Source organism: Sodalis sp. RH15 (assembly GCF_047324255.1).
GTDB classification, from domain to species: Bacteria; Pseudomonadota; Gammaproteobacteria; order Enterobacterales; family Enterobacteriaceae; genus Acerihabitans; species Acerihabitans ligni.
Map to the genome: position 1 here is coordinate 774,677 of NZ_CP178738.1, position 23,021 is coordinate 797,697.

At 57.0% G+C, this 23,021-nt stretch carries 21 protein-coding genes; 16 read left to right on the plus strand and 5 right to left on the minus strand.

The window, feature by feature from the left end; genetic code table 11:
- Positions 1 to 135: 135 nt before the first annotated feature.
- From greB to envZ, 3 genes are all read left to right on the plus strand, one after another.
- A complete protein-coding gene (gene greB, locus ACL2XO_RS03495) occupies positions 136 to 618 on the plus strand; it encodes a transcription elongation factor GreB (protein WP_203522984.1) in 483 nt (160 codons plus the stop codon).
- 231 nt (positions 619 to 849) lie between these two features.
- The gene (gene ompR / locus ACL2XO_RS03500) at positions 850 to 1,569 is read left to right on the plus strand and encodes a two-component system response regulator OmpR (RefSeq protein WP_003853014.1); all 720 of its coding nucleotides are present in this window, start codon (positions 850 to 852) and stop codon (positions 1,567 to 1,569) included.
- Positions 1,566 to 2,933, plus strand: a complete 1,368-nt coding sequence (envZ, locus tag ACL2XO_RS03505) for a two-component system sensor histidine kinase EnvZ (protein ID WP_132923723.1) — start codon at positions 1,566 to 1,568, stop codon at positions 2,931 to 2,933. The genes ompR and envZ overlap by 4 nt, the downstream gene beginning before the upstream one ends.
- 272 nt (positions 2,934 to 3,205) lie before the next feature.
- Here the strand turns inward: envZ and pckA are convergent, their stop codons facing one another.
- The 4 genes from pckA to ACL2XO_RS03525 form a co-directional block, all read right to left on the minus strand.
- Complete coding sequence (gene pckA / locus ACL2XO_RS03510) at positions 3,206 to 4,825, minus strand: phosphoenolpyruvate carboxykinase (ATP) (RefSeq protein WP_413742194.1); 1,620 nt, start codon at positions 4,823 to 4,825, stop codon at positions 3,206 to 3,208.
- A 200-nt stretch (positions 4,826 to 5,025) separates the two neighbouring features.
- Entirely contained in the window at positions 5,026 to 5,904 is an 879-nt protein-coding gene (gene hslO, locus ACL2XO_RS03515; RefSeq protein ID WP_413742195.1) for an Hsp33 family molecular chaperone HslO, read from the minus strand.
- Between the two features lie 29 nt (positions 5,905 to 5,933).
- Positions 5,934 to 6,356 carry a ribosome-associated heat shock protein Hsp15 gene (gene hslR / locus ACL2XO_RS03520; RefSeq protein ID WP_203523177.1) on the minus strand — a complete coding sequence of 141 codons (423 nt, stop codon included), beginning with the start codon at positions 6,354 to 6,356 and terminating at the stop codon, positions 5,934 to 5,936.
- Positions 6,357 to 6,611: 255 nt separating this feature from the next.
- Positions 6,612 to 8,735 carry an IgaA/UmoB family intracellular growth attenuator gene (locus tag ACL2XO_RS03525; protein ID WP_413726437.1) on the minus strand — a complete coding sequence of 708 codons (2,124 nt, stop codon included), beginning with the start codon at positions 8,733 to 8,735 and terminating at the stop codon, positions 6,612 to 6,614.
- 471 nt (positions 8,736 to 9,206) lie between these two features.
- Between ACL2XO_RS03525 and nudE the strand changes: the two genes are divergently transcribed.
- On the plus strand, positions 9,207 to 9,764 hold the full coding sequence (nudE, locus tag ACL2XO_RS03530) for an ADP compounds hydrolase NudE (RefSeq protein WP_132923719.1): 558 nt from the start codon (positions 9,207 to 9,209) through the stop codon (positions 9,762 to 9,764).
- Positions 9,765 to 10,141: 377 nt separating this feature from the next.
- Here nudE and mrcA read toward each other — a convergent pair whose 3' ends face one another.
- Positions 10,142 to 12,673, minus strand: a complete 2,532-nt coding sequence (gene mrcA, locus ACL2XO_RS03535) for a peptidoglycan glycosyltransferase/peptidoglycan DD-transpeptidase MrcA (protein WP_413742196.1) — start codon at positions 12,671 to 12,673, stop codon at positions 10,142 to 10,144.
- Positions 12,674 to 12,791: 118 nt separating this feature from the next.
- On the opposite strand from mrcA, the gene pilM reads away from it, so the two are divergent.
- The 12 genes from pilM to trpS all read left to right on the plus strand — a co-directional run bounded on the left by pilM (position 12,792) and on the right by trpS (position 22,946).
- A complete protein-coding gene (pilM, locus tag ACL2XO_RS03540) occupies positions 12,792 to 13,643 on the plus strand; it encodes a pilus assembly protein PilM (protein ID WP_413742197.1) in 852 nt (283 codons plus the stop codon).
- Entirely contained in the window at positions 13,643 to 14,197 is a 555-nt protein-coding gene (locus tag ACL2XO_RS03545; protein ID WP_413726440.1) for a PilN domain-containing protein, read from the plus strand. The genes pilM and ACL2XO_RS03545 overlap by 1 nt, the downstream gene beginning before the upstream one ends.
- The gene (locus ACL2XO_RS03550; protein WP_413742198.1) at positions 14,184 to 14,741 is read left to right on the plus strand and encodes a hypothetical protein; all 558 of its coding nucleotides are present in this window, start codon (positions 14,184 to 14,186) and stop codon (positions 14,739 to 14,741) included. The genes ACL2XO_RS03545 and ACL2XO_RS03550 overlap by 14 nt, the downstream gene beginning before the upstream one ends.
- Positions 14,731 to 15,042, plus strand: coding sequence for a hypothetical protein (locus ACL2XO_RS03555; RefSeq protein ID WP_413742199.1), 312 nt, complete (start codon positions 14,731 to 14,733; stop codon positions 15,040 to 15,042). Before ACL2XO_RS03550 ends, ACL2XO_RS03555 begins: the two co-directional genes overlap by 11 nt.
- On the plus strand, positions 15,039 to 16,310 hold the full coding sequence (hofQ, locus tag ACL2XO_RS03560) for a DNA uptake porin HofQ (protein ID WP_413742200.1): 1,272 nt from the start codon (positions 15,039 to 15,041) through the stop codon (positions 16,308 to 16,310). Before ACL2XO_RS03555 ends, hofQ begins: the two co-directional genes overlap by 4 nt.
- 335 nt (positions 16,311 to 16,645) lie before the next feature.
- On the plus strand, positions 16,646 to 17,167 hold the full coding sequence (aroK, locus tag ACL2XO_RS03565; RefSeq protein WP_131866394.1) for a shikimate kinase AroK: 522 nt from the start codon (positions 16,646 to 16,648) through the stop codon (positions 17,165 to 17,167).
- 42 nt (positions 17,168 to 17,209) lie between these two features.
- Complete coding sequence (gene aroB / locus ACL2XO_RS03570; protein ID WP_413742201.1) at positions 17,210 to 18,295, plus strand: 3-dehydroquinate synthase; 1,086 nt, start codon at positions 17,210 to 17,212, stop codon at positions 18,293 to 18,295.
- Positions 18,296 to 18,509: 214 nt separating this feature from the next.
- Positions 18,510 to 19,625 (plus strand): SPOR domain-containing protein, encoded by a 1,116-nt coding sequence (locus tag ACL2XO_RS03575; RefSeq protein ID WP_413742202.1) that lies wholly within the window; start codon positions 18,510 to 18,512, stop codon positions 19,623 to 19,625.
- Positions 19,626 to 19,707: 82 nt separating this feature from the next.
- Positions 19,708 to 20,559, plus strand: coding sequence for an adenine-specific DNA-methyltransferase (dam, locus tag ACL2XO_RS03580; protein WP_132923710.1), 852 nt, complete (start codon positions 19,708 to 19,710; stop codon positions 20,557 to 20,559).
- 12 nt (positions 20,560 to 20,571) lie between these two features.
- Positions 20,572 to 21,249: a ribulose-phosphate 3-epimerase gene (gene rpe, locus ACL2XO_RS03585; RefSeq protein ID WP_132923709.1), complete on the plus strand. Its 678-nt coding sequence runs from the start codon at positions 20,572 to 20,574 to the stop codon at positions 21,247 to 21,249.
- On the plus strand, positions 21,242 to 21,949 hold the full coding sequence (locus ACL2XO_RS03590) for a phosphoglycolate phosphatase (protein ID WP_132923708.1): 708 nt from the start codon (positions 21,242 to 21,244) through the stop codon (positions 21,947 to 21,949). The genes rpe and ACL2XO_RS03590 overlap by 8 nt, the downstream gene beginning before the upstream one ends.
- Positions 21,942 to 22,946, plus strand: coding sequence for a tryptophan--tRNA ligase (trpS, locus tag ACL2XO_RS03595; RefSeq protein WP_413726446.1), 1,005 nt, complete (start codon positions 21,942 to 21,944; stop codon positions 22,944 to 22,946). Before ACL2XO_RS03590 ends, trpS begins: the two co-directional genes overlap by 8 nt.
- Positions 22,947 to 23,021 lie beyond the last annotated feature (75 nt).

The following is a 23,021-nucleotide window of genomic DNA, read 5'->3' on the forward strand; positions in this document are numbered from 1 at the left end:
GAGCATCCCCGCCCCTGGTTTGAGAGGGGCGCCTCACCCAGCGCCGCGGTCTGTGGTATATTTTTATACCCGTCATAAGCTAGGTTGCATTTAGGATATATCGTCCGGCAATAATCCTTACGTTAAAAGGTCATGATGAAAACGAACCTTATTACCCGTCAGGGCTATCAGGAATTACAGGCGGAATTGGACCACCTGTGGAAGCGCTACCGGCCCGAAATCACCGAAAAAGTTTCCTGGGCCGCCAGCCTGGGGGATCGCAGTGAAAATGCCGATTATCATTACAACAAAAAAATACTGCGGGAAATCGATCGCCGGGTGCGTTATCTGCGTAAGGTATTAAAAGAAGCGCGGGTGGTGGATTACTCCCCCCAGCAGGAGGGCAAGGTTTTCTTCGGCGCCTGGGTGGAAGTGGAAAATGAGCAGGGGGAGCGTATTGGTTTTCGCATCGTCGGTCCTGATGAAATTTTCAAGCATAAATCCTACATTTCCATCGATTCGCCCATGGCGCGGGCGCTGATCAAAAAAGCGGTGGATGACGAAGCGGTGGTGCAAACCCCCGCCGGCCCCAAGACCTGGTATGTGACCGCCATTTCTTACCAGCCACGACCGGAATGATTCAGGATTATTTAACCGGGAAACAGGTTCTTAAATTTCGTAAACGGCGCACAATAAGAATGAAAGCTATTGGGTATAATCGGCGTCTTTGAAGCTCAAAATGTGGATAACTACGTATTTCCATATGCTTTGTAACAATTTTGCTTAGAATATACACCTGAAACCGCTGTCCGTGTCTTACAGGTTTCTGAACAATACGCTTACGGGTGTATCGCCTTTGGGAGAGAAACAATGCAAGAGAATTACAAAATTCTGGTCGTGGACGATGATATGCGTTTACGGGCATTACTGGAGCGGTATTTGACCGAACAGGGTTTTCAGGTACGCAGCGTCGCCAACGCCGAGCAAATGGATCGTTTGCTGACCCGCGAGTCGTTCCACCTGATGGTGCTCGATCTGATGCTGCCGGGTGAAGATGGTCTATCCATCTGCCGGCGCCTGCGCAGTCAAAGCAACCCGATGCCCATCATCATGGTCACGGCAAAAGGCGAAGAAGTGGACAGGATTGTCGGTTTGGAAATCGGCGCCGACGACTACATACCCAAGCCGTTCAATCCACGTGAATTGCTGGCCCGCATCCGCGCGGTCCTGCGGCGGCAGGCGAATGAATTACCGGGCGCGCCTTCCCAGGAAGAGGCGATTATCGCTTTCGGCAAATTCAAACTCAATCTCGGCACCCGCGAAATGTTTCGCGAGGACGAACCCATGCCCCTCACCAGCGGGGAGTTCGCGGTACTTAAGGCCCTGGTAAGCCACCCCCGCGAGCCGTTATCCCGCGACAAACTGATGAATCTTGCCCGCGGCCGCGAATACAGCGCCATGGAAAGGTCCATCGACGTACAGATTTCCCGCCTGCGCCGCATGGTTGAGGAAGATCCCGCCCACCCGCGTTATATCCAGACCGTATGGGGTTTGGGCTACGTATTCGTGCCGGACGGCAGTAAAGCATGAGGCGATGGCGCTTCTCTCCGCGCAGTTCGTTTGCCCGCAGTTTGCTATTAATCGTTACCTTGCTGTTCGTCAGCCTGGTGACGACCTACCTTGTGGTATTGAACTTCGCCATTCTGCCCAGTTTGCAGCAATTCAATAAGGTCCTGGCCTATGAAGTCAGGATGTTGATGACCGACCGTCTTCAGTTGGAGGACGGTACGCTGCTGGAGGTTCCCCCGGCGTTTCGGCGAGAAATCTATCGTGAGCTGGGTATTTCCCTTTATACCAAGGCAGCGGCGGAAGAGAGCGGGCTGCGGTGGGCGCAACATTATGAGTTCCTGAGCCAGCAGATGGCCCAGCAGCTTGGCGGGCCCACCGATGTGCGGGTGGAGGTGACAAAAAATTCGCCGGTGGTATGGCTGAAGACCTGGCTGTCGCCGGATATTTGGGTACGCATTCCCTTAACGGAAATCCACCAGGGGGATTTTTCACCCCTGTTCCGCTACACCCTGGCCATTATGCTCCTGGCCATAGGGGGAGCCTGGCTGTTTATCCGGATGCAAAACCGGCCGCTGGTGGATTTGGAACATGCCGCGCTACAGGTGGGAAAGGGGCTTATCCCGCCGCCGCTGCGCGAATATGGCGCCTCGGAGGTGCGCTCGGTCACCCGGGCCTTTAATCAAATGACCTCCGGCGTGAAAATGCTGGCGGACGATCGCACGCTGTTAATGGCCGGCGTCAGCCATGATTTGCGAACGCCGCTGACGCGTATCCGGCTGGCCACCGAGATGATGAGCGCCGAAGACGGCTATCTGGCGGAATCCATCAATAAAGATATCGAAGAGTGCAATGCCATTATCGAGCAGTTTATCGACTATCTGCGTACCGGGCAGGAGATGCAGACCGAAATGGCCGATCTCAACGCTATCCTGACGGAAGTGGTGGCCGCCGAAAGCGGTTACGAACGAATTATCGAAACCAGCCTGTTTGACGGCGAGCTGATGGTGAATGTGAATCCGTTATCCATCAAACGGGCGGCGGTCAACATGGTGGTCAACGCCGCCCGCTACGGTAACGGCTGGATCAAGGTGAACAGCGGCAAAGAGGCTCTGCGGGTCTGGTTCGAAGTGGAGGACGACGGTCCGGGTATCGAACCTTCCCAACTGAAGTACCTGTTCCAGCCCTTTGTGCGCGGCGACAGCGCCCGTAGCACCAGCGGTACCGGGCTGGGCCTGGCGATAGTACAGCGCATTGTGGACGCTCACACCGGCACGCTGGAGATTGGCAGCAGCGAGCGGGGCGGATTACGGATACGCGCTTATCTGCCGCTGCCGGTGAATGCCACGGATCATGCCGCGGGCACCGCCATGCTGAAGATGAGCTGAACATTCACGCGGGCACCGCCGCCAAGTCCGGGGTGAGCTGGCAGTGGCGAAACCCTCGCCATGCTGATGCCCTGCTGAAATTCGGCGGCGCATAAAAAAGCCCTTTACCACCGAGAGACTGCCTTTCGGGGTAAAGAGCGGATTGCTACAGGGTATTAGTCCATCATCAACCTGCCGGGGGGCTCTCATCCTTGAAAGCCGCTCCCTGTGTCGATAATCCTGCGGAACAACGACTTGCGGGCATTATTCCACGATTACCGGCATATGCGCCTTTAAAGCGCCGGCCCGGCTTTTACCAATGCCTGTCCTGCCTTGGTGTCGGTATATTTTTCAAAATTGGTGGTAAAGCGGCGGGCCAGATCCTCGGCTTTTTCCTGCCATGCCTTGGGATCCTCATAGGTCTTGCGAGGATCGAGGATATTGCTGTCTACCCCTTCCAGCTTCATCGGCACGGCAAGGTTGAATATCGGCAATGTAATGGTTTCTTCATCGTCGATATCGCCGCTTAATATGGCGTTGATGATAGTCCGGGTCGCTTTGATGGAAATACGTTTACCGGTACCGTTCCAGCCGGTGTTCACCAAATAAGCCTTGGCACCTACGGCGCTCATGCGTTTTGCCAGGACTTCGGCGTATTTTGTAGGATGCAGGGATAAGAATGCCGCGCCGAAGCAGGCGGAAAACGTCGGCGTAGGCGCCGTGATTCCCCGTTCCGTACCGGCCAGTTTAGCGGTAAATCCCGACAGGAAATGATATTGCGCCTGTTCCACGGTCAGCCTGGAAACCGGCGGCAGCACCCCGAAGGCATCGGCGGTGAGGAAAATCACTTTGGATGCATGGCCGGCTTTGGAAACGGGTTTAACGATATTTTCAATGTGGTAGATGGGATAGGAAACCCGGGTATTTTCGGTTTTGCTGCCGTCATCATAATCCACGGTGCCGTCGGCGCGGACCACCACGTTTTCCAGCAGGGCGTCGCGCCGGATGGCATGATAGATTTCCGGTTCGGCTTCTTCGGAAAGATGAATGGTCTTGGCGTAGCAGCCGCCTTCAAAATTGAAGACCCCGTCGTCATCCCAGCCATGTTCGTCGTCGCCGATGAGACGGCGGTTCGGATCGGTGGAAAGAGTGGTTTTGCCGGTGCCGGACAGGCCGAAGAATACCGCGACATCATCATCGGCGCCGACGTTGGCGGAACAGTGCATGGAGGCAATGCCTTGCAGCGGCAGGAGGTAGTTCATCATGGAGAACATACCCTTTTTCATTTCGCCGCCGTACCAGGTGCCGCCGATCAACTGCATCCGTTCGGTGAGATTGAATGCGACGAAGTTTTCCGAATGCATCCCCTGTTTTTGCCAATCCGGATTGGTGCATTTAGCGCCGTTCATCACCACGAAATCCGGTGTGAAACCGACTAATTCTTCTTTCGTCGGGCGGATAAACATGTTTTTGACAAAATGCGCCTGCCAGGCCACTTCGGTAATAAACCGAACCTTCAACCGGGTATTTTCATTGGCGCCGCAAAACGTATCCACAACAAACAGACGTTTGCCGGACAGCTGTTTCGCCACGAGCTGTTTAAGTTCGCTCCAGGTTTCCTGACTTAGCGGGTGATTGTCGTTATTGCCTTTACCCTGATCTGACCACCAGACCGTATCGCGGGTAACGTCATCGCGTACCAAATACTTGTCTTTCGGCGAACGCCCGGTAAAAATGCCGGTATCCACTGCTACTGCTCCGGACTGGGTCACGGTGCCACGCTCGAAACCCTCCAGGGAAGGATCTGTCTCTTCCTGGAATAATTGCGCAAAGCCCGGGTTATAAATCAACTCACTGCAGTCGGTGATGCCATAGCCGACAAGGTCATGCGCACTGATACCATAACTTGCCATCTGACGACTCCTTAGCTTTCGATTAATGCCTACTGCGATTGTAAGGTTTAATCATTCCATCACTGAGAGGTGGGTCATGAAATGACCTAAGTCAGCAGTCTTTACACTGATTTGTGTGCTGACGCATAAATTTTGCTTCAGCTTGGGGTAATATCAGCAGGTTATCCTGCCTGGATTTCCGCATGACAGAAATCACCTTTTCAGTGCAATTGCACGTCAGAGCCGCTGTGGTCTTGCTTAAGCGTTTTGATATCGTCTGCGTCAAAGCGGTAAAGACTGCCGCAGAAATCGCAATGCATATCTATTTTTCCATCCTGGACAAGCATCTCTTGCAGGTCGTGGTCCGGCAGCGTCAGCAGCGCGTCAGCACATCGCTGGCGCGAACAGGTGCAGCGGAAGCTCACTTCCTGCGCCGGATACAGCGTGACTTCTTCCTGATGATAAAGCCGGTATAACAGTTCGTCCGCCGGAAGGTTAAACAACTCTTCCCCCTTGACGGTGGCGGTCAGCTGCGCCAGATGGTCAAAATCTTCCTCGCTGGCGTTTTGCGCCGGCAGCACCTGCAGCAGCATGCCGGCGGCGGCCACTTCGCCGTTATGGATGCCGGTGCGGATAAACAGCCGGGTCAGGAGCTGTTCGGATTGCAAAAAATAGCTCTCCAGGCAGTCGGCGAGGCGTTCTCCTTCCAGCCCCACCACGCCCTGATAGCGCTCACCTTCGTCCGGCGTCAGCGTAATGACCAGATAACCGTTGCCCACCATTTCATGCAGGGTGCTGTTATCATCGATGGCGCCGTTGATACGCGCTACGCCGCGCATATGCTGCTCATGGTCGCCGTTGATAACCGCCAGACGCAACGGGCCGTCTCCCTGTAACTGTACGGTGATTTCACCCTTGAACTTCAGCGTGGCGGTGAGCAGGCTGGTGGCCACCAGCATTTCCCCGAGCAGGTTTTTCACGCATGGCGGGTAATCGTGCTGACCGAGGACTTGCCGATAGGTATCATGCAATGAAACCAGTTCACCCCGAACGGCATAATTCTCAAACAAATAACGGTGCAGCTGGTCTTGAATGGCCATAATCGTCTCTTTTACCGGAGGTGGCCGGTTTACTCCCCGGGCTCACCATATTTAAATTTAATCAGGTTGCGACGCTCTTTTTTGTCCGGACGCCGGTCCGGATGGGTCACATTCTGTGCGTTTATCTTGCGCGCCGCGGCCAGTTTTTCCCGTTTCGCCACGCTCGCCTGGGTTTCGCTATAGAGGAGTTGCGCTTCACTGGCTGACCGGCGTTGCAGCGTCAGCGTAAGCGCAATCACCGTCCGTTCATCGTCACCCTGGCGAAGCGTGATTTGGGCGCCGCTTTCCATGATTTTACTGGGTTTGGTCCGTTGCCCGTTGTAGTGAACCTTGCCGCCTTCCACCATCTCGCGGGCGATAGCGCGGGTTTTATAAAACCGGGCCGCCCATAGCCATTTATCGAGCCGGATACTTTCATCCTGACCCTGTTCCTGAGTGCCCTTACTTTTCATCATGCCTCCGCATCACTACTTGGGGATAACCAAACGTATGGGTAGAAAGTCATAAATCAAGGTGCCGGTCCGGCAAAGTGCCGTCCATAGCATGGATTACATTATCAATCTGATGCCAATGGATAGCAGGTGGCATGCATGCTCCCGGAATGGTGGACGGCGATACGTAAAACAGGGATGCCCGCGCCGGCCTGCGCCGGGGCGGACCTGTCCATTAGGGTAGCATATTTTTTTGTCGCACTGCGACGCGATGGGCTAAGGCAGCGTCTTCAGCGGCACATTGGGCAAATCGGGATTAAAGCAGCTTTCATAATACCGCTGGATATCCTGGTCGCGATGGCGGCTTTTCAGCAGGCGCCGCGCTGCCAGGCAGACATTCACCAGCGCGCTGATAATGACCAGCAATAACAATAAGGTGGTGCCCAGGTAACGCCAAACGGCAATGACATCCGGTTCGCTGTGCAGGGCTATGTGCCGGGTGCCGTTGACATCGACGCTGATATTGGTAATCACCCCCTGCGCGCTGAAAGGGGTGTGCAACAGCATGGACGAGAGACGCTGCAATTCCCGCCATTGGGCCACGCCGGTATAATCATATAACGAATTGACCGGCAAGGGGTGATCCACCAGCAGCTTGCCCTCGTCGCTGCTGATCAGGACCCCGCCCGGGGGAGGACTGTTAAGGGCGTTGGTGGCCAGGCGGGTCTCACTGGCGAAGAACGACCCCGTGGCGGCGTTGACCAGGTTTTCAAGGGTCTCGGCGCTGACCGGCCGCAATAACACATTCACTCCCTTCAGCGTCCCGCTGCGGGCGCGCTTGACCACCGACGGCCAGTCCCGGGCGTTGGCCAGATTGACCAGAGCGGTTTTAAGCCGGGCGCAGGCGGCATCGTCGCCGCACAAATCCTGCGTCTTCAGTACGATATTGGCAAAGTCGTCCAGCAGGATCATGCCGGATTTTTGAATTGCGTTCGCCAGCACCGGATTTATTTTCGGATCGGAATTCAATTCCGGATGCAGCTGGGTATCGACGGTATTAAGCAGCGCCACCGCCTTGTCTACGGTGTCCGATTCAGGGGTGGGCAGAGGAACGGCGTTATTCCAGTAAATACTGGAACAGTCGAAGGGCAGGAAGGGATTTTTCGGCGCGGTGGTAAGCGTAGTATCCACAAAACACATGCCGGTCCCCTGCACCTTCAACGTATCGCCGATACGCAAAGGCGCCGCTTCGAGGGTTTTGGCTTCTGTCGCCTGGATATTCTGCGCCCCCTTCAGCCAAGCCGTGCTCAGCGTCAGCGGCAGCGAGAGCGGAACATAGGCCAGCAACAGGCACAGGACAAGCATAGAGCTGCAAAACAATACCAGGTTCTTACCCCAGCGCTGAACCGGGAAATTCACCATTTCGTCATGCAGTGAAAGAAACCGGCCCTGACGTACCACCTGGCGATTGATGTAGATATCCACCTCGGTTTTTTTACCCAAATCATGGTCGATAAAAGGCAGCCAGTGGGGTGGGTAAGTCAAATCGATAATGCCCAGCGAAACGGTCGCAAGGCGGTTGTGGCCGGATTCGCCGAATAGGCCCCAGCGTTTGGGCGTGCCCCGCAGACAATGGATGTCGAGCCGGGTGCGCTGCGACGGCGGCCGGAACAGCATCCAGCCGCCGCAGAGAATCAACAGACCGGCGACCGCCACCAGCCAGGGCACGGCCACCACGGGCGCCAGCAAACTCATGAACAGCAGCAGCAGCGCCGCGCTGACCATGGCGGCCTCCCGTATCCCCGAGGGACGGTTGACCGCGTGCTCCTGCGGCGTCTCCTTGCGGATATTCAGCAATTCGACCTGTTCGTTCTCCTGCTCGCGCATGGAGGAGTTCGGTACCGTCTGCGGCGGATTGACGGTTTGCGGCGCGTAGACATAGTCCACCAGCGAATGCCCATTGAGGGCAATGACCAGCGGGATGCCGGCGGTTCTAATCAGTTCGACGTGGTTCTCTTCGGCGATGAATTGTTCCCATAGCGGGGGCAGGTGGATTTCCGTGCTGTCGAGATAATATCGCCACGTGTGAGGCGCGTCGGTGACCAGGCCGTAGCGGGTAATGGCGTGGGTAGCCGCATAGATGTTCTCGCTTTGCGGGGTCAGTGCCAGTGATTCCGCCGTCGAGGCGGGCGCCAGCGGCGAGCTCTGCAGATGCTCATTAAGCTTGAAATAGTGTTCAATGGCCGCACGTTCTTCCGCGGTCAGCTTGCGTGGGATCGGTTGCAGAAATGGCAAACGCTTGTTTGCGGCGGGGAGATGTCGTTTGCGATAAAGCCGGTAAGCAAGAACCGCGATCGCACAGGCAAACAGTACGGACAATACAAATGCTATTGTGCTCATGCCATCCCCATCGATACACGAAAAATTTGCGACACATCGAGAATATGATACGTATCAAGCTGGCGCCGTTTCGCGAGCATCCACCTTCGACAACGAAACATTCGATCCCTTGATTGATAAACCGCGCAGGAACGAAACAGGACGAGTATCAATACTTAGTACAGGTTAACAATCCATTCTTACCTGACATATCGGTATTTTCCTATTTTAATCTCAATAATTCTTTTCGCTTGCCACTAGATAACAATGAGTTGCCGATTCTTCCCGACACTGGCGGGAAAATGAGCGGAACCGCTATTGACGGTTGCGGCGAAGGTTCTCACTAATGCACAATGCGATCAAGCCTTAAAACCGGCTAACGTTAACATCGTCAATATCCGGCATGGGAAACGACCTTCATCGTCTGCATCTGTTGTTTCGCCGTTCAGGCGGTTATGCTATGCCATGTATGTCGTCGACTCCGGGATAACTATGGATAAGCATCTGCAAAAACCAAAAATACATAAAGTCGAAACTGTCGCGCAATCCCGGTTGTTTAATGTTGAATCCGTTGATCTCGAGTTCAGCAACGGGGCGCGAAGGATTTATGAAAGGATGCAGCCTTCGGATCGCGAGGCGGTCATGATCGTGCCGGTGATCGACTCACATATTGTGCTGATTCGCGAATATGCCGTGGCGATAGAAGACTATGAGCTGGGTTTTCCCAAGGGACTGATTGATCCTGGGGAGGATATTCTCACCGCGGCCAATCGGGAGCTGATGGAGGAGGTGGGTTTCGGCGCCGGCCGGATGGATATCCTGACCAAACTGACCATGGCGCCCTCCTATTTTTCCAGCCGGATGAATATTCTGGTGGCGCGGGATCTGTACCCGCAGCGGCGCCAGGGCGACGAACCCGAACCTTTACCGCAGGTGCGCTGGCCCATCGCCGCCATGATGGATCTGCTGAACGAGCCGGATTTTCGCGAGGCGCGCAATGTGAGCGCGCTGTTTTTGGCCCATGCGTGGCTCCTCCAGAACCAGAAATAAAACGGCCGACCTTCGGCGCGTTCACCCGCCGGCGGGGACTGTTAGGCCTGGAGTTTCACTGCTAACAAACGAGTCCGGAGTCAAAGAGTCGGGGCAGGATGATAGAGGAGTAAACCGTCCGCGCCAGGACGGCGCGGATCGAGCCTACATGGACGTATTCACGGCGTGTTTACGATCTAGCATCCTGCCCCGGCCGGGCACGGTTTAAGCCTTAGTGATAGCGGGCCTACCGCGCTGTGGGGCGCTCGGGCGGGCGAGAAAACCACGCCCGCTTCGACCCCACCAGCACGGTCTCCCTTTAACACGTCCCCTGTACGATCGAGGTTTCCCTTTAACAGGTCCGCTGCAAGATCAGCGATCGCGGGCCTGGCCCGCCGTTAGAACAGTTCGTGTGATTCGCCGTTATCCATTAGGGTGGTGCCCACTTCATGCACGACTTTATCTTTTGGCTGCGTGCCGTCGATAAAATATTCTTCGCGGCTGTTGCCGCCCCCATCGGATAACTTACCGCTGCTCTTGTCGATGCTGACGGTGACGATGCCCGGCGGCGGCGTGATTTTCTGCTCCGGTATGCCGTCCAGCGCCACTTTCATAAAATCATCCCAGGCCGGCTGGGCGCTTTGCGCACCGCCTTCGCCGCCGAAGGGGCTCCGGCCCAGGTCGCGACGGTGATCGTCGAAACCTATCCATACCGTGGTTACCGTCTGCGGACCGTAGCCGGAGAACCAGGCGTCCTTTGAACTGTTGGTGGTACCGGTTTTCCCGCCGATATCATGGCGTTTCAAATCGCGCCCGGCGCGCCAGCCGGTTCCCTGCCAGCCCGGTTCACCGAAGATATTGCTGTTCAGGGCGTCATGGATAAGAAAAGCCAGCGGGGTACTGATAACATGGGGGGCATATTGCTGCTCACCGTCCGCTGCGGCCTGTGCGGGAGAAACGGTTTCCAGCCGCGGCATGGGGACGGCATCGTTATTACCGGGCTGATGGGATACGGCGACATTTTCCATGTCGTCATCGGACAAAACCGCTGATTTATTGGTATCGCCATATATCACCGGCAGATTGCAGGTATCGCAGACGGTTTTCGGTTTGGCTTCGAACAGCACGTTGCCCGACTCGCCTTCGATTTTGGCGGTGAGGTAGGGATCTACCAGGTAGCCGCCGTTGGACAGCACCGCGTAGCCGCGCACCATTTGCAAAGGGGTAAACGAAGCGGAACCCAGCGCCAGCGATTCGGTATGTACGATGTTCTGGGGCGGGAAACCGAAGCGTTGCAGGTACTCGGCGGCATAGTCCACGCCCATGGCGCGCATGGCGCGCACCATAACGACGTTTTTAGACTGCCCCAGGCCCTGGCGCAGCCGAATCGGACCGTCATAGGTGGGGGGGGAGTTCTTCGGCCGCCAGTCGGCGCCGGCGCCCGCATCCCAGCGAGAAATGGGCGCGTCGTTCAAGATGGTGGCCAGGGTCAGGCCCTTGTCCAGGGCGGCGGTATACAGGAAGGGTTTGATATTGGACCCAACCTGCCGCAGCGCCTGGGTTGCCCGGTTGAATTTGCTCTGGTTGAAGTCGAAACCGCCCACCAGCGCTTTTACCGCTCCGGTGGAAGGGTCCAGGGACACCAGCGCCGAGTTGACGTCCGGTACCTGCGCCAGCCACCAATCGTTATCCACCTTGCGTACCCAGATCTGCTGGCCGGGTTGCACCACATCGGTGACTTTCTTCGGCACCGCGCCCTGCAGCCGGTCGGTTCTGAACGGGCGCGCCCAGTGCATGCCGGTCATGGTTAACTGCACGCTGGTGCCGTCCGACATCATGGCGGCGGCCTGTCCGGCGTCAGCCTGGGTGATCACCGCCGGCAGCAGCGGGCCGTAAACCGGCAGCAATTTCAGGCTGCCGGTGATGCGTTTTTGATCCCAGGGCGTTTCGCCGATTTTCCATAAAACATTGCTCGGGCCCCGGTAGCCGTGGCGCATATCGTAATCAATGACGTTGTTCCGCACCGAGTCCTGCGCCGCCAGCTGAAGCTTTTTGGTGATGGTTGTGTAGACCTTGTAACCGTCGGTGTAGGCATTATCCCCGTAGCGCTTGAGCATGTCCTGCCGGACCATTTCAGCGACGTAAGGCGCCGAGAAACTCATCTGCGGGGCATGGTAGTTGGCCACCAGCGGCGTATTGCGGGCCTGCTCGAACTGTTCGCGGGTAATGTAGTTCTCGTCCAGCATGCGGGACAAAACGAAATTGCGCCGCGCCAGCGCGCGATCGTGGGAGAACAGCGGGTTGAACGTGGAGGGGGCTTTGGGCAAGCCGGCAATCACCGCCATTTCAGCTAGGCTGAGCTGGCCCACATCTTTACCAAAGTAGACCTGGGCGGCGGCGCCGACGCCATAGGCGCGGTAGCCGAGATAGATTTTATTCAGGTACAATTCGATGATTTCGTCTTTCGTCAGCAGCTGCTCGATGCGAATGGCGAGAAAGGCTTCCTTGATCTTGCGGATCAATGTCCTTTCAGGACTCAAAAAGAAGTTGCGCGCCAGCTGCTGGGTGATGGTGCTGGCCCCTTGCGTGGCATGGCCGGACATGAGCGCAATGGAGGCGGCGCGCATGATGCCCACCGGATCTACGCCATGGTGTTCATAAAAGCGGCTGTCTTCGGTGGCGACAAAAGCATGCACCAGGTCAGGGGGTATTTGATCAAGCCGCAAGGGAATCCGGCGCTTTTCGCCGAACTGGGCGATCAATTCGCCGTCCGCGCTATAGACCTGCATCGGGATTTGCAATCGTACATCTTTCAGGGTGGCGACATCAGGCAGCTGCGGCTCAATGTATTTGTACATGCCGAATATCAACGCGGCTCCCAACAAGATGCAACACACTGCAAAAATTAATAAATATTTTACGAACTTCACCTGAGATTTCCCATTTCATGTCGTTTGGGCAGTTTATAAACAACCGCGCGCTAGTATAAAGGTAAGCCTGCACGTTGGATACGTACTTTTCATTACGGATGATAGGGAGCGGCAAAACATGGCATTCCGTCTTTGGCAGGTCGGATTGGAGATTGGAAACGGCGCGGTGCGGGCCCTGGCGGTGCAACGCCGGCGAGGGGGTTGGCAGCTTAGACATTGGTGGCAGCGCGCTTTGCCGGCGGCGTCGTTAAATGAGAAGGAGGGAACCCCTTGCGACGGCGTCGGTCGGCTGCTGGCCGAGTGGCGCAAACAGTTGCCCGGTAGCATTTCGTTACGAGTTTGTTTGCCGGCTCATCTGTTTTCGCAGCGGCGGATCAAAGCGCCGGACCGGAGGCTGCGTGAACCGGAACGGGAATGGTATGTCGGCTCCCATGCCAAACGCCATTTCCCGGAGGACAGCGGCCCGCTGCTGTTTGATTACCAGAACGATCCCCTGGTGCCGAATACCCTGCTGGTCACCGCCGCCCGGCAAACCGCCGTAGCGCAATGGCAATCTTGCCTGTCCGCCGCCGGTCTTGATCCGCAGATCATGGATTTCATGCCGTGCGCCCTGCGTTGTATGGCCCGCCATGCCGAACTGGAGCGGAACGCCATGCTGATTCACGGGCTGGACGACGGCTGGTGCTGGATATCCCCTTTGTCCCGTCCTCTTGAATTCGGCTTCGTCCGCCGCGAGGACGCCTTAGACTTCGAGGCCTTGCGCCGGATAATCGGCCCGCCGCCGTCCGGCGAGAGGGGCGCGGTTTGCCCGGGCGCGTATTTTAGCAGCATTGCAGGCGCGGACGCGCCGAAGGACGCGCTTGCCTGGCCGCCTTTCGACACCTTCTGGCAGATATTTCCTCCCGTTCCGCCCCGGCCGCAGGCCTTTCTTATCGCCGGGGGCCTGGCGCTGCGCCTGGAGGATGCCTGATGTACCAGGTGAATCTGCTGCCGTGGCGGCAGCAACGCCGCCGCCGCAGGGCAATGGCGGCGGGGGCCGTGCTGGCGGCTGAACTGCTGCTGGCTCTCTGTATCACCGGCGGGTTGGCCCTGCGCTGGCGGGAAGAGCAGACGGTGCTGTCGGCGCGCCAGGCGCTGCTGCTGCGGCAGCAAGAACAGGCCCGGCGGCAGCGGCATGAGCACCAACAGCGGATGGATCAATGCGCACGGCTGCAGGATACCCTGGACCGTTGCCGGCGGAACCGGCTCGTTAACCAGCGATATCAGCGTTTTTTTCAACATCTGCCGGCGCTGTTGCCGCCGGGATTGTGGTTGACCTCGCTGCGCTTGCGGGAGGGTCGATTGTTGGCCGAGGGCTGTAGCCGGAGTTATGCCGCCATCGCCGAAACTGATAGCCGCTTAAGGCATCATCCCCCGCTGGAAACGGCGCATTGGCGTGAAATTACCCGTTTGGAGAACGGCCTGCTGCGATTTCAGCTGCAAGCCTCCTGGCCGGGGGAGGCGATAAAAGATGCGCCCCGCTGAACACTGGCCGTGGCGCGGGGGGGGCCTGTCCTGGCGGGGTTTGACATCGGCGCTGGCTGCGTCGGCGGCGGTTATCGCCCTCGGCGCGTTGCTGCTGCTCCGTCCCGGTCACAGCGCTCTGGAAGATACGCGCCGGGATATCCGGCAGCTTGAACACGCGCTGCTGCAGCACCGGCGCGCCATGGCCGAATGGCCGGCGCAGGCGCGGCTTGAAACGCGCATTTCATCAATCCAGCGCGATTTGGCCGCCTGCGAAACGGCGCGCCGGAAACCGGCTGTCTTTATCAGATCCATCGATCCCGGCGTTGGCGGGAAATTAACCTGGCGGGCCGCCCCGCTATCCCCCGCCGGGCACGACTGTCCCCGCCGCTGGACCGTGGCGGCGACCACGGATTATCCGGGGCTGCGCCTGATGTTAAAACGTTTGGCCGAGCTGTCGGGCGGTTTATCTCTGGCCTCTTTTGCGGTGGCGGCACGCGGGAGCGTCCTGGATGTTGAGTTTGAGCTGGCGGAACCGGCGCCGGGGACGGACCATGATAAATAGCCGTCGGCGGGGGGCGCTATTCATCTGGTTAAGCATCCTGCCATTGCCGCCAGGCGCCGCGCCGGTATCGGCGGAGCGGGCAAGCGCTGAACGCAATCCCTTTGCCCCGGAACCGGACATCCGGGCAGGACGGACCGACGGCGCGCCGGTAAAAGGATGGGTGGGGGATAACGAATGCTGGCATCTTTGGACTACCGATAAGCAAGGCCGCTGGCATAAGCGCGAGGCGGAGGGGCCGGCCATTCCCCCTTTCGCCGCTGATTTTAACAAGCATGATTTTAACAAGGATGAAATACCGTGAAAGGACGCCGGTTAATTGCAGGATTGCTGTTTTTATTGTTGCCTATCGGGCTTTGCGCCGCGGAATCGCCCGCTGAATCTTCCGCCGGAAAAGGCAAGCCGGTGACGCTGGTGTTCGACGACGCCCCCATTCAGCAGGTATTGCGGGCCCTGGCTGAGCATCAGCGGCTCAACCTGGTGGTAGCGCCGGGTATCAAGGGCAATATCAGCCTCAATCTGCATGGCGTGCCCTGGCAGCAGGCGGTGGACCTGATCGTCGGTTCCGGCCGCCTTCACCTGGAGCGTCGGGGAAATGTGTTGCTGGTTTATCCCGCGGAGCAGCTTGCCGCCCGCCAGGAGCAGCAGGCCGAAGCGCAGCGCCGGCGGGAAAGTGAACAGCCGTTATCCAACCGGCTGGTGACGCTGCAGCACGCGGATGCCGCCGAAGTGGCGAAAAATATCGGGACATTGCGCAAAAGCCTTATGTCGCCCCGCGGTACCCTGGTGCTGGATAAACGTACCAACTCATTGGTGTTGCGGGATACCGACGAGGCGCTGGCCAACGTGACCGACTGGATAAAGATCTGGGATTTGCCGCTGGAGCAGGTCATGATTACCGCCCATATCGTGACCATCAGCCGCGATAATTTGCGCAATATCGGCGTCGACTGGCAACATTCCGCCGATATGGGGCGGCGAACGGCGAACATGGGGGTGAGTCTGCCCCTGGGGGAGCATTATGCCAGCATGGGGTTTCGTCTGGCGCGCCTGAGCGGTCGTTTGCTGGAATTGGAACTGACCGCCCTGGAACAGGAAAACAAGGTGGATATCCTGGCCAGCCCGCGGTTGTATACCGCCCATCAGCGCACCGCCAGCATCAAGCAAGGCACGGAACTGCCCTATCAGATGAAAAAGAGCAAAAGCAAAGGCTCGTCCATTCAGTTCAAAGAGGCGGTGCTGAAAATGGAAGTGACGCCGAAAATACTGCGCAACGGCAAGGTCACTCTCGATTTGCGCCTCAGTCAAAACGTACCCGGACAAATGCTCAAGCAAGGCGGCAATGAGGGTATTTCCATCGACATGGAGGAAATTAAAACCCAAGTGACCATTGCCGATGGGGAAACCATTGTTTTGGGCGGCATTTTCCAGCGCCAAAAACACGAAACCAAGGATAAAATTCCGCTGCTGGCGGACATCCCCTGGCTTGGACATCTGTTTAAACGCCAACAGGGACACTATAAACAGCGTGAACTGGTTATTTTTATAACGCCCACGCGAATATCAGGGTAAACTTGATTATCTCAATTTGGGCAAAATCGGGGCCTTAGCAACAAATTATGCGTTTTTTTCGCGATCAATTTGACGCTGTGACAGATTTCGCTTACAAGGGTAACCCATTGAGCATCGCTGTTTTTGCGTCACCTGTAATTTCGATAGCGATATCGGAATTCTTCCTTGCGGTGTGAGCATCGATTTAATCGGTTGCCAAACTACCCCGAGTGTTGAGATAATTTTTCGTCTGATTCTCGCACTATCGCTCATGAGGTTTCAGTTTAGGTCCCGCCGCTAATTTGATTGGCGGGGCGGGTTGTCATTAACGAATAATCTTAGTAATACCGAAAAACATGGCAGAGAAACGCAATATCTTTCTGGTTGGGCCTATGGGTGCCGGCAAAAGCACTATTGGGCGTCAGTTGGCCCAACAACTTAATATGGAGTTTTTCGATTCTGATCAAGAGATTGAGCGACGCACCGGGGCTGATGTAGGCTGGGTATTCGACGTGGAAGGCGAAGATGGCTTTCGCGATCGTGAAGAAAAAGTCATTAACGAACTTACTGAAAAACAAGGGATCGTATTGGCTACAGGCGGTGGATCAGTAAAATCGCGTGAGACACGTAACCGCCTTTCTGCCCGTGGTGTGGTCGTTTATCTTGAAACCACTATTGAAAAACAGCTGGCGAGAACCCAGCGCGATAAGAAACGCCCCTTGCTGCAGGTTGAAGCCCCGCCGCGCGAAGTACTGGAAGCGCTGGCCAGGGAACGCAATCCTTTGTATGAAGAAATTGCGGATGTCACCATTCGTACCGACGAGCAAAGTGCTAAGGTTGTTGCCAACCAAATCATCAATATGTTGGAAAGCAACTGATCTAGTGTGTAACGAGATGCCGAAAAGGTCATTAAGCACCCCATGGAGAGGATTACTGTAACATTAGGGGAGCGTAGCTACCCGATTACGATAGCAGCCGGGTTATTCAGTGACCCGGCTTCTTTCCTACCGCTGAAAAGCGGCGCTCAAGTCATGGTGGTGACCAACGAAACGTTGGCGCCGCTTTATCTTAATCCTGTCCGGGCGATGCTCGAACACGCCGGAATCATCGTCGATCAGGTGATATTGCCCGATGGCGAACAGTACAAAACGTTAGCCGTCCTGGAGCGGATATTCACCGCCTTGCTGGAAAAGCCGCACGGTCGCGACACCACGCTCATTGCCTTGGGCGGCGGCGTTATCGGCGATATGGCCGGCTTTGCCGCCGCCAGCTATCAGCGCGGCGTCCGGTTTATCCAGGTACCCACCACGCTGCTTGCTCAGGTTGACTCGTCAGTGGGAGGGAAAACCGCGGTTAATCACCCCCTCGGCAAAAACATGATAGGCGCCTTTTATCAGCCGGCCTCGGTGATCATCGATTTGGATTGCCTGAAGTCCCTGCCGCCGCGGGAATTATCCTCGGGCCTGGCGGAAGTGATCAAATACGGCATCATTTTGGACTATGCTTTTTTTGTCTGGCTTGAAGAGCATATGGACAGCCTGCTTGCTCTCGATCCCGATGCGCTGTCTTATTGCATCCGCCGCTGCTGCGAACTGAAAGCGGAGGTGGTCGCCGCCGACGAACGTGAAACCGGCCTGCGGGCTTTACTCAATCTGGGCCACACCTACGGCCACGCCATTGAAACCCATATGGGCTACGGTAATTGGCTGCATGGTGAAGCGGTGGCGGCGGGCATGGTGATGGCGGCGCATGCCGCCCGGCGGCTGGGGCAATTCTCCGCCGACGACCTGCTGCGGGTTACCGGATTGCTGGCGCGCGCCGGATTGCCGGTGGCCGGGCCGGAAGGCATGGCGCCGGAAGAGTACCTGCCGCATATGATGCGTGACAAAAAAGTTGTTTCCGGCAAACTGCGGTTGATATTGCCCCAGGGCCTTGGCAAGGCTGAAGTGCGTGCCGGCGTGCCCGATGATATCGTATTGGCGTCAATCGCCGATTGCCGCACCTGAATCAGCCTTCTTGCCCCGGTCCCCTATGGGGGAGGGAAGATTAAGCTGGTTTAATCGCTTTAACCCTCCGCCGGGCCTTTGCGCCCGGTGGAATAATCTCTCAGTTGGAGAGTTGTAAATGGATGAGTTCAAGTCGGAAGACGAACTGAGACCTGACAGCAGTGATCGTCGTCCCCCACGTCAACGGAAAGGCCCCTCGGTTCCTAAAGTCGCGATGTCCAGACAGCATATGATGATTGGCATCGGTATCCTGGTATTGCTGCTGGTGGTTATCGGCGTCGGCTCGGCGTTGAAATCGCCGACCCAGCCGGATGCCGGCCAGCAAAACCCGACGACGGGTGAAAAGAATATCGATCTGTCCGGTTCCGCCGGTTCCTCCTCCGCGCCGGTGAATGGAACCGCGCCGGCGGCCAATTCCGCCAATCCGGATGCCAATAGTCCCGGCAGCGCCAACGGCGGGCTCTCCGCGCCATCCCAGGCCAACGGCGTTAACGGTACTGCTTCACCGTCCCAGGCCAACGGCGTTAACGGCGCTTCTTCGCAGCCGCAAACCCTGAACGCGCCCCCCATTGCCTCAACGCCGACCCAGGCACCGCCGGTTGTCGGCGCCGCGCCGCAGCACCGCATCGATTTGCCCGGCAATATGGCGGACGCGCTGTCGCAGCAAGGCAATCAGGTTAACGGCATGACCGAACAGATGAATAACGAGGGTTCCGCCTCGACCCTGCCCACCGCACCGGCCACGGTGGCGCCGGCGGGCAAGGAGCCGGCCCATAAATCCGGCGCGGTCAATACCTCCGTACCACCGGTCCACAAGGCGGCCAGGCCCCATGCCACGGTAGGCGCCAATGGACATGCAGTGGCCCCGGCTCCCATGGCCGCCGTCGGCCAGCAGCATAACTCCGCAACCGTCAGGAATACGCCTGCTGCGCCCGCCGGCAGGAATACCCACGCAGCGGTTGCCGGCAGGAATACAGCCGCCGCCGCGCCCGTATCCGCGCCTGTATCCGCCGGCGCCCTGGCTCCGGCAACGCCCGCCCATGCGTCATCCGGTGCCATCCAGACCGCTCCCGCCGGTTTCTACACCCTGCAGCTCAGCAGCGCTTCGCAGGCGGCGACTCTGAACGCCTATGCCCACAAGCAGCAGTTGAGCCAGTACTGGGTCTATGAGACCCGCCGCGAAGGAAAACCCTGGTATGTATTGGTAAGCGGCGTTTATCCGACTTCGTCGCAGGCCAAGAGCGCGGTTGCGCAATTACCGGCTGATGTACAGGCTAATAAACCCTGGGCCAGGCAAATAGGCCAGGTCAAACAGGATCAGAACAAATAGTTCTTGAATTTAGCACTGATGTGCTGTCATAAACAGAGTACAATCCGCGGCTCTGAAGAGTGTATGAGTATCAATCGACGGCATGAAGAAGAACCGCGCGTTTTTAAAATGGGCTGGCGGTAAATATCCGCTAATAGAAGATATCCGCCGCCATTTACCGGCGGGCGATTGCCTTATAGAGCCTTTTGTCGGCGCAGGTTCGGTGTTTCTGAACACCGATTATGAGAAATATATTCTTGCTGATATCAATAGCGATCTCATCAACCTGTACAACATTGTAAAAGAGCGCACCGATGAATTCATCGGTGATGCTCGCCAACTATTTTATGCCGAGGCCAATACCCCGCAAATCTATTATTCGATGCGCAGCGAGTTTAACCTCTGTACTGATGCTTATCGGCGCGCGGTGCTATTTCTTTATCTTAATCGGCATTGTTACAACGGCCTGTGCCGTTATAATCTGAGCGGCGAGTTCAACGTTCCGTTCGGGCGGTACAAGAAGCCCTATTTTCCGGAAATCGAATTAAACTGGTTTGCCGAAAAGGCGCAAAGTGCGGTTTTCGTCTGCGAGCATTACCAGAAAACGCTGATGAAAGCCGAGTGGGGCTCGGTGGTGTATTGTGATCCTCCGTACGTGCCGCTATCGACGACGGCCAACTTTACGGCTTACCATACCAACAGTTTCAACAATATCGAGCAGCAGAACCTGGCGCGGATAGCTCATCAACTCGCCAGCGAAGTCCGGGTGCCGGTGCTGATTTCCAACCACGATACGTTGTTGACCCGTGAGTGGTACTGCGACGCGGTACTCCATGTGGTGAAAGGGCGTCGTACCATCAGCCGGAATATCCTGGGTCGTACCAAAGTGAATGAACTGCTGGCGCTGTATCATTATGCGGACCAGCAAGGAACGCCTGCGTCCGACCCTAACTGATTGGAGAAGCGGATGAAAAAATTCTTGATCGCCCCATCCATCCTGTCGGCGGATTTTGCCCGCCTGGGTGAGGATACCGCCCGGGTATTGGCGGCCGGGGCCGACGTGGTGCATTTTGATGTGATGGACAATCATTATGTTCCCAATCTCACCATGGGCCCGATGGTTCTCAAAGCCCTGCGGGATTTCGGCATTACCGCCCCTATCGATGTGCATCTGATGGTCAAGCCGGTGGACCGGATCATTCCGGATTTCGCCGACGCAGGCGCCAGTTACATTACTTTCCATCCCGAAGGATCGGAGCATGTCCACCGCTCCCTGCAGTTGATAAAATCTCACGGCTGCAAAGCCGGCCTGGTATTCAACCCGGCGACGCCCCTGAGTTATCTCGACTATGTCATGGATCAGCTGGATGTCATTTTGCTGATGTCGGTGAATCCCGGTTTTGGCGGACAATCCTTTATTCCCGGCACGCTGGATAAGCTGCGCCAGGTCCGCCGGCTGATTGACGACAGCGGGCGGGATATCCGTCTCGAGGTGGACGGCGGCGTCAAAGTGGATAATATCGGCGCCATCGCCGCGGCCGGGGCGGATATGTTTGTCGCCGGATCGGCGATTTTCGGCCATTCGGATTATCAGGAAATCATTGAGGCCATGCGCCGCGAATTAAACGGGATTAAACATGGCTGATGTGACGCGGATACGCGCCTTGGCATTTGACCTGGACGGTACGCTGACGGATACCGCGCCGGGATTGAGCAGCGCGCTCGATGGGGCGTTGCAGGCCCAGGGGTTGCCCGCGGCGGGGCAGGCGCGGGTCTCCACCTGGATTGGCAACGGCGCCGACATCCTGGTGGAGCGGGCGCTGAAGTGGGCGGGCGCAGAACCGGAAATCACGCTGTGCCGCCAGACCCGCCTGCTGTTCGACCAGTTTTACGCCCAGACGGTGGAGCAGGGCAGCCGGCTTTTCCCGCAGGTGAAGGCCACCCTGGCACGCCTGGCGGAGCAGGGATTCCCCATGGCGGTGGTGACCAATAAACCCACGCCCTTCGTCGCGCCTCTGCTGGCCTCGCTGGAGATTGACCGTTATTTCTCCCTGCTTATCGGCGCGGATGACGTGGCGGCGAAAAAACCCCATCCCGCGCCGCTCTATCTGGTGCTGGGCAAGCTGGGATTATATGTGAACGAACTGCTGTTCGTGGGGGATTCACGCAACGATATCATGGCGGCCAAAGCGGCGGGCTGTCCCTGTGTCGGCATGACCTACGGCTATAACTACGGCGAATCAATCGCTGATAGTCACCCGGACTATCTGCTGGATCATTTTGCCGATCTTCTGCCCGTCCTCGGGTTGCCAACTTTACATAATCAGGAAACATATAATGAGTAAGCCCATAGTATTCAGCGGCGCGCAGCCGTCGGGTGAATTGACCATAGGCAACTATATGGGTGCGCTGCGTCAGTGGGTTAACCTGCAAGACGATTACGATTGCATATATTGTATTGTTGACCTTCATGCCATTACCGTTCGCCAGGATCCCCTCAAGCTGAGAAAGGCCACGCTGGACGTGCTGGCCCTGTACCTGGCGTGCGGCATCGATCCCCAAAAAAGCACCATCTTCGTGCAGTCCCATGTGCCGGAGCATACCCAACTGGGCTGGCTGCTGAACTGCTATACCTACTTCGGCGAACTCAGCCGCATGACCCAGTTCAAGGACAAGTCGGCCCGTTATGCTGAAAACATCAACGCCGGCCTGTTCGCCTATCCGGTACTGATGGCGGCGGATATCCTGCTTTACCAGACCAACCAGGTGCCGGTGGGGGAAGATCAAAAGCAGCACCTTGAGCTAAGCCGGGATATCGCCCAGCGCTTCAATACTCTCTACGGCGATATTTTTACCGTTCCGGAACCCTTTATTCCCAAATCCGGCGCCCGGGTCATGTCGCTGCTGGAACCGACGAAAAAAATGTCCAAGTCCGACGAGAATCGCAACAACGTCATTACCCTGTTGGAAGATCCCAAGTCGGTGGTGAAAAAGCTCAAACGCGCCATGACCGACTCCGACGAGCCGCCGGTGGTGCGTTACGATATAGCCAATAAGCCCGGCGTGTCCAATTTGCTGGATATCCTGTCCGGCGTGACGGGCAAACCTATCGCCGAGCTGGAACAGGAGTTCGCCGGAAAAATGTACGGCCATCTCAAGGGCAGCGTGGCGGATGCCGTTTCCGGCATGTTGATTGAATTGCAGCGCCGTTATCACGACTTCCGGGCGGACGAAGAACTGCTTAACCGGATTATGCGCGACGGCGCGGCCAAAGCCCGTGCCCGTGCCCGTGAAACGCTGGACAAAGTCTACGAGGCCGTGGGTTTTGTGGCGCATCCATGATCTGAATGCTGCACCGGCGTCCCAGGCGCGCTAAGATTGGAAATATCAGATCCACACCACTCGAGGCGCGCCGTG